The sequence below is a fragment of the uncultured Roseibium sp. genome (assembly GCF_947499295.1).
Taxonomy (GTDB): domain Bacteria; phylum Pseudomonadota; class Alphaproteobacteria; order Rhizobiales; family Stappiaceae; genus Roseibium.
Window position 1 is genome coordinate 407,780 of sequence record NZ_CANMNP010000001.1, and the last position, 14,281, is coordinate 422,060.

15 protein-coding genes are annotated in these 14,281 nt (G+C 54.2%); 10 read left to right on the top strand and 5 right to left on the bottom strand.

What is annotated here, in order from left to right:
• Positions 1 to 42: 42 nt before the first annotated feature.
• The 5 genes from acpS (at position 43) to recO (ending at position 3,917) form a co-directional block, all read left to right on the top strand.
• Positions 43 to 474 carry a holo-ACP synthase gene (gene acpS, locus Q0835_RS01910; RefSeq protein WP_298815019.1) on the top strand — a complete coding sequence of 144 codons (432 nt, stop codon included), beginning with the start codon at positions 43 to 45 and terminating at the stop codon, positions 472 to 474.
• A gap of 116 nt (positions 475 to 590) precedes the next feature.
• Positions 591 to 1,343, top strand: coding sequence for a signal peptidase I (gene lepB / locus Q0835_RS01915; protein WP_298815022.1), 753 nt, complete (start codon positions 591 to 593; stop codon positions 1,341 to 1,343).
• Positions 1,344 to 1,365: 22 nt separating this feature from the next.
• Positions 1,366 to 2,070 carry a ribonuclease III gene (rnc, locus tag Q0835_RS01920; RefSeq protein ID WP_298815025.1) on the top strand — a complete coding sequence of 235 codons (705 nt, stop codon included), beginning with the start codon at positions 1,366 to 1,368 and terminating at the stop codon, positions 2,068 to 2,070.
• 82 nt (positions 2,071 to 2,152) lie between these two features.
• On the top strand, positions 2,153 to 3,079 hold the full coding sequence (era, locus tag Q0835_RS01925) for a GTPase Era (protein ID WP_298958597.1): 927 nt from the start codon (positions 2,153 to 2,155) through the stop codon (positions 3,077 to 3,079).
• 79 nt (positions 3,080 to 3,158) lie between these two features.
• A complete protein-coding gene (gene recO, locus Q0835_RS01930) occupies positions 3,159 to 3,917 on the top strand; it encodes a DNA repair protein RecO (RefSeq protein ID WP_298815030.1) in 759 nt (252 codons plus the stop codon).
• 19 nt (positions 3,918 to 3,936) lie between these two features.
• Here the strand turns inward: recO and lepB (Q0835_RS01935) are convergent, their stop codons facing one another.
• Complete coding sequence (lepB, locus tag Q0835_RS01935; RefSeq protein WP_298958075.1) at positions 3,937 to 4,605, bottom strand: signal peptidase I; 669 nt, start codon at positions 4,603 to 4,605, stop codon at positions 3,937 to 3,939.
• Between the two features lie 348 nt (positions 4,606 to 4,953).
• On the opposite strand from lepB (Q0835_RS01935), the gene parC reads away from it, so the two are divergent.
• Entirely contained in the window at positions 4,954 to 7,209 is a 2,256-nt protein-coding gene (parC, locus tag Q0835_RS01940) for a DNA topoisomerase IV subunit A (protein ID WP_298958077.1), read from the top strand.
• Here the strand turns inward: parC and Q0835_RS01945 are convergent.
• Entirely contained in the window at positions 7,204 to 7,776 is a 573-nt protein-coding gene (locus tag Q0835_RS01945) for an AraC family transcriptional regulator (RefSeq protein WP_298958079.1), read from the bottom strand. The genes parC and Q0835_RS01945 overlap by 6 nt on opposite strands.
• A 54-nt stretch (positions 7,777 to 7,830) precedes the next feature.
• Here Q0835_RS01945 and Q0835_RS01950 point away from each other — a divergent pair, with 54 nt between their 5' ends.
• The 3 genes from Q0835_RS01950 to Q0835_RS01960 all read left to right on the top strand — a co-directional run bounded on the left by Q0835_RS01950 (position 7,831) and on the right by Q0835_RS01960 (position 9,951).
• Positions 7,831 to 8,238, top strand: coding sequence for a DUF2000 family protein (locus tag Q0835_RS01950; protein WP_298815043.1), 408 nt, complete (start codon positions 7,831 to 7,833; stop codon positions 8,236 to 8,238).
• Between the two features lie 94 nt (positions 8,239 to 8,332).
• The gene (locus tag Q0835_RS01955; protein WP_298958081.1) at positions 8,333 to 9,496 is read left to right on the top strand and encodes an iron-containing alcohol dehydrogenase; all 1,164 of its coding nucleotides are present in this window, start codon (positions 8,333 to 8,335) and stop codon (positions 9,494 to 9,496) included.
• On the top strand, positions 9,496 to 9,951 hold the full coding sequence (locus Q0835_RS01960) for a thioesterase family protein (RefSeq protein ID WP_298958599.1): 456 nt from the start codon (positions 9,496 to 9,498) through the stop codon (positions 9,949 to 9,951). Before Q0835_RS01955 ends, Q0835_RS01960 begins: the two co-directional genes overlap by 1 nt.
• Before the next feature lie 186 nt (positions 9,952 to 10,137).
• On the opposite strand, the gene smpB is transcribed toward Q0835_RS01960, so the two are convergent.
• Positions 10,138 to 10,617, bottom strand: coding sequence for an SsrA-binding protein SmpB (gene smpB, locus Q0835_RS01965; protein ID WP_298820183.1), 480 nt, complete (start codon positions 10,615 to 10,617; stop codon positions 10,138 to 10,140).
• A 43-nt stretch (positions 10,618 to 10,660) separates the two neighbouring features.
• Positions 10,661 to 11,539, bottom strand: coding sequence for a 4-hydroxy-tetrahydrodipicolinate synthase (dapA, locus tag Q0835_RS01970; RefSeq protein ID WP_298958084.1), 879 nt, complete (start codon positions 11,537 to 11,539; stop codon positions 10,661 to 10,663).
• Between the two features lie 358 nt (positions 11,540 to 11,897).
• Here dapA and Q0835_RS01975 point away from each other — a divergent pair, with 358 nt between their 5' ends.
• Positions 11,898 to 12,827 carry an alpha/beta hydrolase gene (locus Q0835_RS01975; protein ID WP_298958086.1) on the top strand — a complete coding sequence of 310 codons (930 nt, stop codon included), beginning with the start codon at positions 11,898 to 11,900 and terminating at the stop codon, positions 12,825 to 12,827.
• A gap of 158 nt (positions 12,828 to 12,985) precedes the next feature.
• Here the strand turns inward: Q0835_RS01975 and Q0835_RS01980 are convergent, their stop codons facing one another.
• The gene (locus Q0835_RS01980) at positions 12,986 to 14,149 is read right to left on the bottom strand and encodes a porin (RefSeq protein WP_298958088.1); all 1,164 of its coding nucleotides are present in this window, start codon (positions 14,147 to 14,149) and stop codon (positions 12,986 to 12,988) included.
• Between the last annotated feature and the right edge of the window lie 132 nt (positions 14,150 to 14,281).

Here is a 14,281-nt window from a genome sequence, read left to right on the forward strand (position 1 = left end):
CCACCTTTTGCCGATACCCCTCAGGGACGGAATTCAAGAAACATGATTTTGGGTATTGGTAGCGATCTGATCGACATTCGTCGGATCGAAAAAACACTGGACCGTTTTGGCGAACGCTTCACCAATCGGGTCTTCACCGACATTGAACGAGCCAAATCCGACAAGCGCGCCGAGAGAGCCGCTTCCTACGCCAAGCGTTTTGCGGCCAAGGAGGCTTGCTCCAAGGCGTTGGGAAGTGGCATCCGCATGGGTGTCGCGTGGCGGGAAATGGGTGTGGTCAATCTGCCATCGGGAAAGCCGACAATTGCATTGGCAGGAGGGGCTGCCGAACGGCTTGCGGCGATGACACCTGAGGGCTTCAAAACGACCATCGATCTCACGATCACGGATGATTTTCCGCTGGCGCAGGCCTTCGTCGTCATTTCCGCATGGCCCCAGGACTGGCCGGAACCACCCCAACCAGGATCAAACTGAAAGGCATTGGGCATTGCGCCCTCGCCTGCATTGCTTCCGCAGACGTGAACAGCTAAAAGTCGCGCAGGATTGCAGCGTCGCCCTCCGGATCAACGGAAAGTTTTTTAAGGGAAATTATGAGCGTGACCGAAAACAAAAAAGAGAAGGAAAGCGGCGTTGGCGAAACCATAAAGGTGATCGTCCAGGCGCTTCTGCTTGCCCTTGTCGTGCGCACATTTTTGTTTCAGCCGTTCAACATTCCATCCGGATCGATGAAGGACACCTTGCTGATTGGCGACTACCTGTTTGTGTCCAAATACAGCTACGGCTACTCCCGGTATTCGTTCCCTTTCGGATTGGTGCCGATCCCTGGCCGCGTTTGGTCGGCCGATCCTGAACGTGGCGATGTCGCTGTTTTCAAACTGCCGACCGACACGTCCATCGATTACATAAAACGGGTTATCGGCTTACCTGGCGACACGATCCAGGTGCTGGAGGGTGTCGTTCACATCAATGGCGAACCGGTTAAACGCGAGCGCATCGACGACTATATAGAGCAGTCTGAATCGGGTGCTGTACGCCGGGTGCCTCGTTTCCGAGAAACGCTGCCAAATGGCGTTTCCTACGACACGTTGGACTTGACCACCAACGGTCAGCTGGACAACACGCGCGAATACAAGGTTCCGGAAGGCCATTACTTCATGATGGGCGACAACCGGGACAATTCTGTCGACAGCCGCGTTTTGAGCAAGGTCGGCTACGTGCCAATCGAAAACTTCATGGGTCGCGCGGAGATCCTATTCTTCTCCATCAAGGACAAGACCCCGGCCTGGCAGATCTGGACCTGGCCCTGGAGTGTACGCTGGGAGCGGCTTGGCCGGACCCTTTAAGTCCGGATATCAGGCCAAACGCATGACCCTAAAACCAAAGAACCCAATCTCAGCACTGAAGTCGGCTCTTGCTTATGACTTCAAGGACCTGGAACTTCTGAGAGTGGCGTTGACGCACGCAAGTGCGCTGAACCCTTCGGACACCGTTGCGGGCAGCTATCAGCGACTGGAGTTTTTGGGCGACCGGGTTCTTGGCCTCGCCATTGCCTCCATGCTGCACCAGCACTTTCCGAAGGCAGACGAAGGCGAACTTGCACGGCGTTTCAATCATATGGTCAAGCGCGAGACCTGTGCCGAAATCGCGCAGGAGCTCGGCATCGGTGACGCAATGCGCATCGGACTTGCAGAGGCACAGACTGGTGGGCGCAAGAAAACCGCCTTGCTTGCTGACATTTGCGAAGCGGTGATTGCAGCCATTTATCTGGACGGTGGATTTGAGGCGGCCCAGGAATTCGTGAGACGCCTTTGGGAACCGCGCATGCTATCTTGGTCCGGTCCGTTAAGAGATGCCAAGACGACATTGCAGGAATGGGCACAATCCAAAAGCCTGCCCACCCCTCGGTATGACGTGATAGGCCGTGATGGCCCAGACCATGCTCCCAGTTTCACGGTTGCCGTAACCGTTCAGGGCCTGGCACCGGGGGAAGGCAAAGGTGGCTCAAAGAGGCTTGCCGAACAGAATGCGGCCGAAGCCGTTCTGCGCCGTGAAGGCGTCTGGAAGGAATGATGACACCGTGAGCGATGAGAACACCAACGGCGAACCGGACGATGACGACAACGGGTTCGTTGCCCCGAGCGGTCGTTTTGACATGCCGCTTCCAGAACCTCTGGCAGATATGCCGGCCGATACGAAAGCCGGCTTTGTTGCACTGATCGGAGCTCCGAATGCGGGCAAATCAACCCTGATCAATCAGCTCGTCGGCACCAAGGTGTCCATCGTTACCCACAAGGTTCAGACAACGCGTACCATTGTGCGCGGTGTCGCAATGCATGGGTCCGCCCAGCTGGTATTCATTGATACGCCCGGCATTTTCAAACCCAAGCGGCGGCTTGACCGCGCAATGGTCGACACCGCCTGGGGCGGTGCGAGGGACGCAGACGTCATTGCGCTTCTGATCGATGCACGTAAAGGCATCGATGAAGAAGTGGAAAACATATTAAAACGACTGAGGAACCAGCCGGCTCCGAAGGTTCTCATTCTGAACAAAACCGACATTGCCAAGCGGGAAAAACTGCTCGACCTTGCACAGAAGGCCAACGAATACATTCAGTTTGAAGAAACCTTCATGGTTTCCGCACTGACGGGCGACGGAACCGACGCGATACTGGACTATTTTGCATCCAAAGTCCCTGAAGGACCCTGGCTCTATCCTGAAGACCAACCGTCTGATCTGCCGCTGCGTATCCTTGCGGCCGAAATCACGCGCGAAAAGCTGTTTGAACGCCTACATCAGGAGCTGCCCTATATTTCCACAGTGGAAACCGAGCAATGGCAAGCTCGAAAGGACGGTTCCGCCCGTATCGAACAAACGATCTACGTGGAGCGTGACAGCCAGAAAAGCATTGTGCTCGGCAAACGGGGCCAGACGATCAAGGCAATTTCCCAAGCCGCACGAGAAGAACTCTCTGAGATCATTGATGCGCCCGTGCACCTGTTCCTTTTTGTAAAAGTCCGCGAGAACTGGGCCGACGACCCTGAACGCTACCGCGAAATGGGACTCGAGTTTCCGAAATAACTGGCACTTAGACCAGAATCCGCCAAAATCGGCGAAACAGTTCCAGACCTAATTGTCATCCAAACACAGGACCTGAGACGTGGAGTGGAGCGGACGCGGCGTGGTTCTGACCACCCGCAAACATGGCGAAAACGATGTCATTCTGGAAGTCATGACGCTGGACCAAGGACGGCATCTCGGTCTGGTGCGCGGCGGCCGGTCCAGACGCCATCGCCCCATGCTGCAACCAGGTAACGAGTTGGATTTGACCTGGAAAGCGCGTCTGTCAGACCATTTAGGTCAATTCCAGATTGAGCCGCACGCCTTGCGTGCTGGAGACCTGATGACAAATTCGGTCGGCCTCGCTTCTCTTCAACACCTTGCTTTTCTGCTCAGGCTTCTGCCTGAACGCCATCCTTATCCGAAGCTGTACTCAGCGTTGTCTGTTGTTCTAGACCATCTGGAGAGTTCCGATGCGGCCGCAGCACTGCTCATCCGTTTCGAGCTCGAGTTGCTTCGCGACCTCGGCATTGGCCTGGATCTGACCTCCTGCGCTGCAAACGGGTCTCAGGAAGATCTGGTCTATGTCTCTCCAAAATCAGCTCGTGCAGTGAGCCGTCAGGCCGGTCTGCCTTATCATGACAAGCTCTTGCCCCTGCCCTCCTTCCTGCTGGATGGGCAACGCCAGAAGGGAAGTGAACTGACCTGGAACGACGTGACCGAGGGATTTGAACTGACAGGCTTTTTCCTGAACCGTCACCTGACGGAGCGAAACGGTGAAGACAGCGGCACGCGGAACATGCTGCTCGGGGCGCTCGAAAAACGGTTTCGCACCGACTTTCCCTGGAATTTTCAATAAGGCATTTCTCTGAACTGTCTTAATTCGCTTCCAGGGAGCGCCACACAAATCCGGCTTCAGGGCCTGAGAAATAGATATGACGGGCGATACCAGTGACATTTTCGATCGGTACAAATCCAAAATGTTCTTGCATACGGCTGTCGATCGAATTGTCTCGGTTGTCACCCAGCACAAACAAATTTCCCTCGGGGACTTCGAATTCCGGTGTTTCGTCGAACCTGCTGTCAACCTGGAGGTCGATGACCTCGTGTGATCTGCCGTTTGGCAAGATCTCACGGTAAGTCTGAACCAACGAAACCTGTCCATCTCTGGACTTTTCCTCGATCGCTTCCGCTTTCTGCCGATCGAAGGGCTGACCGTTCAGATAAACTTCCCCATTTTTCATCTGAATGCGCTCACCCGGCAGGCCAATGACACGCTTTACATATGTAACGCCTTGGTTCTGGGGATGGCGGAAAACGACAATGTCTCCGCGTTCGGGTGCATATCTCTCACCAATGATTGGAAAGATCTGACTGACAAGAAAACTGTCTCCCTGCTGAAGAGTGGGGCGCATGCTGCCGGCAGGCGTTTCAAATGGTTTGGCACGCAGATAGTAGAAACTTGCTGAGAAAAAAATCGCGGTTATCGCCGCTAAAATTCCCAGGACCAACCCTGACAGCAGGAGTGTTCTCGCGGTTCGGGTCAATTTTGGATCCTTGATTTCAAGAGCTAAAATCCTGAACGAGGGTACAGAGCAACATGACCACTTCGATGTATTCAGTATCGGCAGAATTTCAACCATAGAGGATCAATTGCCCCCCTTCTTCCCGGGTTGAGTGCATAGTTTCCGCCCCGAGCGGCTATCTGACCTGCAGGTCCGACACACAGACAGAAGTCAGGTCGACCAATTGGCTTCATGCCAATCCGGATGGCCCACTGAAATTGTAGAGAATTGCTCACAGCACGTTCGATTTCCGTTGAAAATCCGCCGTTCGTGACTGCAAAAGACTGCAATCGAATTGCGCCGATTGGTGGAAAGGTTTAGCAAGCAAATATGGGAAAAGAGACGACACCTCCACCAAGCGGCGGAATCGAAGGCATCAATCTGAAAGATGCGCTGGAAGAGCGCTATCTCGCATATGCCCTTTCAACCATCATGCACCGGGCATTACCGGATGTGCGCGACGGTTTGAAACCGGTTCACCGGCGCCTTCTTTACGCCATGCGGCTTCTGAAGCTCGACCCGGGCGCCGGTTTCAAGAAATGCGCACGCGTCGTCGGTGACGTTATCGGTAAATACCATCCGCATGGTGACCAGGCTGTCTACGACGCTCTTGTCCGACTGGCACAGGATTTTGCGCAGCGCTATCCACTGATTGACGGTCAGGGCAATTTTGGCAATGTCGACGGCGATAACGCGGCTGCCATGCGTTACACCGAAGCCCGAATGACTGACACGGCCAAGAGATTGCTCGATGGCCTGGACGAAAACGCTGTCGATTTCCGGGAAACCTACGATGGCGAAGACAAGGAGCCGATCGTGTTGCCCGGCGGGTTCCCTAACCTGCTTGGGAACGGATCGTCCGGCATTGCGGTCGGCATGGCCACATCGATCCCGCCGCACAATGCCTTTGAGCTTTGCGAGGCCTGCCAACACCTGATCAAGAACCCGAAGGCGGAAGCCGACGAGCTGCTTGAATACATCAAGGGACCGGATTTTCCGACAGGCGGTCTGCTGGTGTCGGACCAAGGCTCAATTCGCGAAGCTTATGCAACCGGCCGAGGAAGTTTCCGTATCCGGGCGCGTTGGGAAGTTGAGGATCTGGGACGTGGCCAATGGGTCATTGTGGTATCTGAAATTCCCTATCAGGTCCAAAAATCGCGGCTCATAGAGAAGATTGCCGAGCTGCTGACAGCACGTAAACTTCCCTTGCTGGACGATGTCCGTGACGAATCAGCGGAAGACATCCGCGTCGTGCTGGTTCCCCGGTCCCGTAATGTCGATGCCAATCTGCTTATGGAATCCCTGTTCAAGCTGACGGACCTGGAAAACCGCTTCTCGTTGAACATGAATGTTCTGTCCATGGGCAAGGTGCCGATGGTCATGGGACTGAAGCAGGTCCTTCGCGAATGGCTGGACCATCGCAAAGTCGTTCTGATACGCCGCTCCGAGTACCGTCTTGGTCAGAAAAATCATCGACTTGAGGTCCTTGCCGGCTATCTGATCGCCTACTTGAACCTTGATGAAGTGATCCGCATTATCCGCGAAGAGGATGACGCGAAAGCAGAATTGATCAGGACGTTTGAGCTGACCGATGTCCAGGCCGAAGCCATTCTGAACATGCGCCTGCGGTCCTTGCGCAAGCTGGAAGAACTGGAAATCCGCAAGGAACACGACAAGCTTACCGATGAAAAAGATCAGCTGACCAAATTGCTCGGTTCAGACGCTCGCCAGTGGACCAAGATATCCAAGGAAATCTCCGAAATTTCCAAGGTTTATGGCCCGGAGACCGAAATCGGCCGTCGGCGTACGGACAAGTCCGAAGCTCCGGAAGCCGACCTTGTCGATATCCAGCAGGCAATGATCGAGAAGGAACCGATTACCGTCATTATCTCTGAGAAGGGCTGGATACGCGCGCTCAAAGGCCACCAGACAGACATGTCGAGCCTGTCCTTCAAACAGGGAGACAGTTTGAAGCTATCTTTCCATGCGGAAACGACGGACAAGATCCTGGTTTTCTCAACGGGTGGCAAGTTCTTTACACTTGGTGCGGACCGGCTTCCTGGTGGACGTGGCCATGGTGAACCCATCCGTCTGATGGTTGAGATGGACGAAGCGCAGGATGTGGTGACCGCGTTTGTTCACAAGGCGGGGCGAAACCTGCTGTTGTCCAACAACGAAGCGCGCGGATTTGTTGTCTGTGAAGACGACGTTATTGCCAACACGCGTAAGGGCAAGCAGGTGTTGAACCTTTCTGCACCTTCCGAGGCTTCGCTGTGTGTCGAAGCAACAGGCGATCAGGTCGCTGTCATAGGCGAGAACCGCAAACTTCTGGTGTTCCCCTTGGCGCAGATACCGCAGATGGGCCGCGGACGCGGCGTCCGGCTGCAACGCTACCGGGACGGAAACATCTCTGACTTGCGGGTCTTCAGCGCAGAAGAAGGTCTGACCTGGACAGACAGTTCCGGAAGGAGCTTCACACGGTCGCTCGATGAACTGGCGGACTGGTGCGGAGAACGCGGAAACGCTGGCCGCTTGCCGCCGACCGGCTTCCCACGGTCGAACAAATTCGGTCCAAACAAACTATAGCGTTTGATCTCCGGCGGCGCGCAGGCGCCGCCATTGCCCCGGAGACATACCGAAGGCACGCTTGAAGTGTCGGCTCATGTGGCTCTGATCGGAAAAACCGCTGCCAACGGCAGCTTCGGCAAGCTTCTCACCCTTCTGCAATTTCGACTTGACCCGGTCCAGGCGCCGCATGACCAGATACCGATGTGGACTGGTCCCGAATGCATGGCGGAACTGACGGGCCAAAGTATAGCGGTCGATTTGCGCGACCGCTTCAAGGTCCGCCATCCTCACGTTCTGATCACAGCACTCCTTCATCAAATCGCTGCATTCCTTCAAGGCCCTCAGGTCAAGCACCGCCGGTTTTGACTGGCTGGTATCTGCATGTCGTTTCAGACAGGCAGCAAGATCTGCAATCAGGCAGTCCAGTTTGAAATCACCGATTTCACACTCGATATCGGTCAGGGACTCAACAAGTTCCTTTCGAAATTCAATGTCGGACAGCACTGGTGAAGATACGAAAGGAAGTCCGTTGTCCCGGTCTGCTGTGAGTGCGTCCGATATCTTTTCGGGTGGAACATATATCATTCGATAGCGCAGACCCTGCTCATCACCGGCGCCACCATCGTGGAGTTTGTGCTCATGTTCGAAACCAAATTTGTTGTGGTCGTACGCGATGACCTTGCTGCTTGGCAAAAACTGAATGTCACTGCTTTTCTGGCAACCGGCATTGCCGCAGCAAAGGCCGAGATCATTGGTGAAACCTATCGTGACGCAGCTGACAATGTCTATTATCCAATGAGCGTCCAGCCGATCATTGTGCTGTGCGCGGACGCTCAAACACTTGCCAAGGTACAGAAGAGAGCGCTCAATCGAGGCGTTTCTTCCAGTATCTATGTCGAAGAGATGTTTACAACGGGACACGATACCGCCAACAGGGAAGTGTTCTCGAAATTTTCTCCAGACAACGCCAATGTGGTCGGCATTGCCTTTCACACCGACAGGAAAATTGCAGACAAAATCTCAAAAGGAGCTCGCATGCATCCCTGAACAGACCGACTTCATCTAAAGTCTGGTCCATTGGCCTCTCGACGGATTGCGTTTTGAGGGGCAATCTTCAGGCCACTGTCAAATGGGGAAAGCAATGATCGGTGCATTCACGTTCAACACCAGCCAACGCATCGTCTTTGAAAGCGGCTCGGCAGCTCAGCTGGCGGATCACGCTGCTGATTTTCTGGGTGAGCGCCCGTTTCTTGTCACAGACCCAGGCATCCTGTCGCTTGGTTTGCAAAGTTCTTGTGAGCACGCCCTTGTTGAAACCGGCCGCAATCTCGGCCGTTTTGAGAAAGTTGCCGCCGATCCGCCGCGAGCGCTTGTCGATGAAGCCGTGGAAGCGGCGAAACAGCATCGCGCGACCTCCATCATAGGCTTTGGCGGCGGCTCATCTCTTGACGTTGCCAAACTCGTTGCGCTTCTTGCCGGCAGCAATGAGAACTTGGATGAAGCCTGGGGCATTGGAAACGCCAAGGGACCACGTCTACCGCTCATCCTGATACCCACGACGGCCGGGACAGGTTCCGAGGTGACGCCAATCTCAATCATTACTGTTGGCGATGAGGAAAAGCGCGGTGTCGTCTCGCCGATCCTGTTGCCAGACATTGCCGTACTTGACCCGCTTCTGACTCTCGGACTGCCCGGCCCGGTGACAGCAGCCACGGGCATAGACGCCATGGTGCATGCCATTGAGGCCTATGCCTCGAAATCTGCCAACAACAATCCTGTTTCCAAAACTCTTGCAATTGAAGCATTGCGACTATTGGGAGCAAACATCGAAACAGCGGTCTTTTCACCACAGGATGAGAGCGCACGAGGTGCAATGCTGCTTGGCTCCATGCTCGCAGGCATGGCATTTGCCAACGCGCCTGTGGCCGCCGTGCACGCCCTCGCCTATCCGATCGGCGGAACTTTTCACGTCCCTCACGGCCTTTCGAACGCACTGGTTCTGCCGCACGTTTTGAAGTTCAATAACCCGGTTGCGGCAGAGCTTTACGCTGAAATAGCGCCCGTCTTGTTTCCGGATCTTTCATGTATCGAAGATCCAGTGAACCGCGCAGACGTATTTGCGGAAAGGCTTGCCAAACTTTCAGAAAAACTCGGGCTGCAAACAAGTTTGCGCGACGTCGGCATCGGTGAAGACGATCTTCCCAAAATGGCGCGCGATGCCATGAAACAGACTCGGCTTCTGATCAACAACCCGCGTGACATTGCTGAAAAAGACGCTCTTGAGATCTACATGGCTGCCCTATGATGACAGGTGTCCATCCACAAGCTGCCCGCCCCGTCCCATTAAACCGTTCGGAATTCAAAGCTTTTCAACAAATCCCCACCAGGTGGATGGATGTGGACATCTATGGCCACGTCAACAATGTCCAGTATTTGAGCTTCTTCGACACAGCTGTGAATGGCTGGTACGTGGCCAACGGCCTCCTTGATCCTGTAAACAGTTCCGAGATCTTTCTAGTCGTTGAAACCGGATGCCACTATTTTTCCGAGCTCACCTTCCCCAATGGGGTCTCCGCCGGTCTCAAAATCGAAAAACTTGGCGGGAGTTCGGTGGTTTTCAGGGTCGGTCTGTTTTCTGGCGACGCCAGCGAAACGGCCGCACATGGACGTTTCGTCCATGTTCAGGTGGATCGAAACAGCCGAAGACCTGTGACAATTTCCCACCGGAAGCGAGGCATTCTAACGAGTTTGATGGCTTAAAAAGGTATCAATCACAAAACTTATGGAAATTCTGTCACAGACCACAAGCTTTCAACAGGATTGCCGGTTGAAAGAGAAAAGGACAAACCACAGGAAAGTCACACGCCGTTCACAGCTTATCCTCAAGCTGATAACAGGTTGCGCACAGGCGTCATTCCAGTCCATTGAAATGAAAAATACTACCGCTTAGCCCAAGTTCTTCATAAGACGGGACTTTTCCCGTTGCCAATCACGCTTTTTCTCAGTCTCGCGTTTGTCATGAAGCTTTTTCCCGCGCGCAAGGGCCAGTTCAAGCTTTGCCCGGCCCTGAGCGTTGAAATACAGCTTGAGCGGGACAATGGTCTTGCCTTCCTTTTGAACCGCTCCTGCGAGTTTTCCAATTTCACGCTTGTGCAACAATAACTTACGCGGTCTACGCGGCTCGTGATTGAAACGGTTGGCCTGAAGATATTCCGGAATATAGACGTTGTAGATCCAGATCTCTCCGCCATATTCAGCCGCGTAGGATTCAGCAATATTCGCCTTGCCGTTGCGCAGGGATTTCACTTCCGTGCCCTTCAGCTCAATCCCCGCTTCCAGCGTGTCCTCAATTTCAAAATTGAAACGGGCTTTCCGGTTGTCGGAGATAATCGTCCGTCCCGGTACGTCCCCCTTTTTCGGAGCCATTGTGTTCTTTCCAGGTGCGCGGCACCTTGTCTGTTACTTCCGATCAGTTGATCAAGCCCGCATGTGCCATTGCATCCCTGACTTCTGTCCTTGCGCCTTCCGATATCGGAACAAGCGGCAAACGAAGTTCCTCATCGATCTTGCCGAGCAGCGACAATGCGTATTTCGACCCGCCCGGGCTCGGTTCGAGGAACAACGCGCGATGCAAAGGAGCCAGTCGGTCTTGTAGCTCCAAGGCTTTCTTGTAGTCGCCTGCGAGCGTAGCTGCCTGGAATTCAGCGCACATACGCGGAGCAACATTGGCGGTTACGGATATGCAGCCGACGCCTCCGTGGGCGTTGAATGCAAGAGCAGAAATATCTTCGCCGGAAAGCTGAACGAATTCCGGGCCGCACAAATGCCGCTGACGGCTTGCCTTTGCCATGTCCGCAGTTGCGTCTTTGACACCTTTGATGTTTTGGCAGGTTTCGAAGAGCTCAGCCATTGTTTCCGGGGCCATGTCGATGATGGAGCGACCCGGGATGTTGTAGATGAAGATCGGAATACCGACTGCATCATTGACCGCTTTGAAGTGCGCTTTCAAACCGGCTTGATTTGGCTTGTTGTAGTAAGGCGTTACGACAAGGATTGCATTGGCGCCCGCCTTTTCGGCATGCTGTGCAAAATCAATAGCTTCAGTGGTGTTGTTTGACCCAGCCCCGGCCATCACAGGAACGCGGCCGGACGCTGCTTCGACACAGAGTTCAATCACACGCTTGTGCTCTTCATGAGTGAGCGTTGGGCTTTCACCTGTCGTGCCGACAGGAACAAGACCGGAGGAACCTTCCGAAATTTGCCAGTCGACAAAGTCCTGGAACCGTTTCTCGTCGAGCGCTCCATCCTTGAACGGCGTAATCAATGCTGGAATGGAGCCTTTGAACATTTCGGTTTCCTCTTGAACGGTCTGGTCAGACTTTCCAGATCGTACACTTACTGTTTTGAATGGAGGCGCAACATACTCATCTGCACGTCAAGGAGCAATGCTTGCCGCACCATTCCCAGCCTGCAAAACAACTTTTCTTGCCGCAATTGGATACTTCCAACTCATCAGGCGGTCAAAAAATTCCGAACGATTTCCAAATGAATGGAAACCCCAGCCCGGTAAGGCGCAAATCACAACCAAATTTCACCTGAAAAGAGCGCGGTCCCATCGTTGGTCTTTCGTTTGTCTGCTGGCAACTTCATTGAAAGGTCATTATCTTTCGCGGCAAACAGAATTGGAAACCCAGCAGGAGACGCTCATGGCTTCCGTGCCGCAAGAAGCACTGAATGGCGAGAATAATGATGATGCGCCTCAGCCCGACGAATTCTTCTGGAAGAGCCCTGATGGTTTGACGCTCGCTGGCAGAGAATGGCCACCATCTCCCAAGGCGAATGAAATGCACAAAGCACCCATACCTGTTCTCTGCCTGCCTGGCCTTTCCAGAAATACCCGTGATTTCAATGAGATTTCCAATTTCCTTCAAAGAAAGGGACATCGCGTTATCGCGCTCGACTATCGCGGGCGGGGACAAAGCGATTGGGATCCGGATTGGCAAAACTATGCTCTTCCGATCGAGGAAAAGGATATCGACGCCGCCATTGACCACCTCAAGTTAAAACGTTTTGCGTTGTTTGGAACATCTCGTGGTGGCCTTCATGCGCTCGTTTTGGGCCTTCGCTACCCGGCAGATCGTATGGCAGCGGTCATCTTCAACGATGTTGGACCTCATATCGAAATGCGCGCAATCCACCGCATTGCAGCAACACTTGGTCACAACATGACCAGCGCCACTCTTGACGGGATCGCAGATGTGCTTACACGAACACTTGGACCACAGTTTCCGGTGTTCGGAAAAGAAGACTGGCTAAAAATGGCGACGCAACTGGCCTCCGAACGCAATGGCGAGTTTGTTATGGACTATGATCCGGCACTCGCACGCCAGTTTGCAAGTCTGGACGATGCCGCTCCGGTTCCAGATCTCTGGCCTCTTTACGAAAACCTGTCAGACAGACCAGTTTTGATCCTGCGGGGTGAGCATTCAGATCTCCTGAGCACCGAAACATGCAAACGCATGCTCGATGTGCACCCCAACTCTCAGCTCAAAACGATCAATGGCCAGGGACACGCCCCGGTTCTCTGGGAACCGGACACTCACGAGACCGTCGCAGAATTTCTGAGCACGATCTGAGTTCTATTCCGGTCGGCAGGACCAAATTCGCGTAGATCTGTTACGCAATGCCATCTGACTGGAAGAGATCTGCACAGACTGGTTTTGATCAAACGTTCAAACAAAAAGAAACCCGGCGTTTCCGCCGGGTTTCTCATCAAACCTCGAGAGAGGGTTGATTAGAAGGTGCGCTGCAGGCGAACACCGAAGAGGAGTTCGTCAACATCGGAACCAGTGTTCGGGTCAGTGTTGGCGTAACCAACGTCAGCACCCATGATGAAGCCAGATACCGGCTCCCACTGTACGGAACCATCGATCGCCCAACGGGAGAAGTCGGTGAAGCCGTTAGCCTGATCGACGTCCATGTAAGAACCGTCGAGTGCCAGACCGATAGTGGAAGTTGCCTGGACGTATGCACCAGCTGACAGGGAGTAACCAGTGGAAGTACCGCTAGTTGCGCCGAAGTCAGAAACAGTCACGCCGCCTTCAGTGCTGCCTGCACCGATGTAGGACAGAGCGCCGTCAGCATAGAAGCCCTGGAAGTAGATGTTCGAACCGGAGTTGATCATCGGCAGGTTGAACTTCACACCAGCGCCGATTGCCCAACCGAGCTGATCGTCAGCACCGTTGTTGGTTGCGCCAGTCTGGTGAGCAGCAGCTGTGCTCGGGTAAACCTGGTGCAGAGCACCGGACAGCTGTGCAGAACCCCAGCCCTGGGAAACGCCAAGAGCAGCAACGACGTCCGGCATGCGGGTGCCGCCGTAAGAACCGACCTGACGGCCAGCCTGATCTTCAAGAGCGATCGTAGCGGAGAAACCGTTGCCGAAAGCTGCTGTGTAAGCGATCTGGTTCAGAGTTTCATCGGACCAGTCACGACCAACAACACCGACGAAAGCCTGACCGGTGAAGATGTCGAAGTTAGAACCGAGGTAACCAGCTGTGAGGCCGCCCCACTGGATGTAAGTGGAACCGAAGTCGAATACTTCGACGTCGTTGTCTACACGCTGAGACAGCTCAACATATGCACGCAGAGTACCGAACTCGGTTGCTGTACGAGCGTCGAGGTACAGGTAACCCTGTGTACGCCAGGAGTAACCGTCAGAGTCGCGAGTGCCCCAGTTACCATCGTCGAGAACGTTGTTCACGATGAACTGAGTACGAACACGGCCACCAACACGCAGGCAGGTTTCTGTGCCCGGGATGTAGTAGAAGCGTGCGCCGTATGCGTCACAGATACGAACGTAGTCGACCGGCTCCGGAGCAACCGGAAGATCGGCAGCCTGAGCGGTGGCAGCAGTTGCAACTGCAGCAGCGCCGAGCATCATGCCCTTAAAGAGTTTCATTTTTGACCTCCAATCAGTCATATCAATCGGTACTAAACAGAAGCACCATTGTCCCCGCGAATTATGTCTGTGTTTGCTACCGACCGGAGGTTGGACGTCCGAGGTGTGCAAACCAGTGCGGCGCGAAGCCGC

What these genes read in the sequence shown, in the direction of transcription:
- acpS (WP_298815019.1), top strand. Translation starts at nt 43, where the DNA reads ATGATTTTGGGTATTGGTAGCGATCTGATCGACATTCGTCGGATCGAA.
- lepB (WP_298815022.1), top strand. Translation starts at nt 591, where the DNA reads ATGAGCGTGACCGAAAACAAAAAAGAGAAGGAAAGCGGCGTTGGCGAA.
- rnc (WP_298815025.1), top strand. Translation starts at nt 1,366, where the DNA reads ATGACCCTAAAACCAAAGAACCCAATCTCAGCACTGAAGTCGGCTCTT.
- era (WP_298958597.1), top strand. Translation starts at nt 2,153, where the DNA reads ATGCCGCTTCCAGAACCTCTGGCAGATATGCCGGCCGATACGAAAGCC.
- parC (WP_298958077.1), top strand. Translation starts at nt 4,954, where the DNA reads ATGGGAAAAGAGACGACACCTCCACCAAGCGGCGGAATCGAAGGCATC.
- Q0835_RS01945 (WP_298958079.1), bottom strand. Translation starts at nt 7,776, where the DNA reads ATGATATATGTTCCACCCGAAAAGATATCGGACGCACTCACAGCAGAC.
- Q0835_RS01950 (WP_298815043.1), top strand. Translation starts at nt 7,831, where the DNA reads ATGTTCGAAACCAAATTTGTTGTGGTCGTACGCGATGACCTTGCTGCT.
- Q0835_RS01955 (WP_298958081.1), top strand. Translation starts at nt 8,333, where the DNA reads ATGATCGGTGCATTCACGTTCAACACCAGCCAACGCATCGTCTTTGAA.
- Q0835_RS01960 (WP_298958599.1), top strand. Translation starts at nt 9,496, where the DNA reads ATGACAGGTGTCCATCCACAAGCTGCCCGCCCCGTCCCATTAAACCGT.
- smpB (WP_298820183.1), bottom strand. Translation starts at nt 10,617, where the DNA reads ATGGCTCCGAAAAAGGGGGACGTACCGGGACGGACGATTATCTCCGAC.
- dapA (WP_298958084.1), bottom strand. Translation starts at nt 11,539, where the DNA reads ATGTTCAAAGGCTCCATTCCAGCATTGATTACGCCGTTCAAGGATGGA.
- Q0835_RS01975 (WP_298958086.1), top strand. Translation starts at nt 11,898, where the DNA reads ATGGCTTCCGTGCCGCAAGAAGCACTGAATGGCGAGAATAATGATGAT.
- Q0835_RS01980 (WP_298958088.1), bottom strand. Translation starts at nt 14,149, where the DNA reads ATGAAACTCTTTAAGGGCATGATGCTCGGCGCTGCTGCAGTTGCAACT.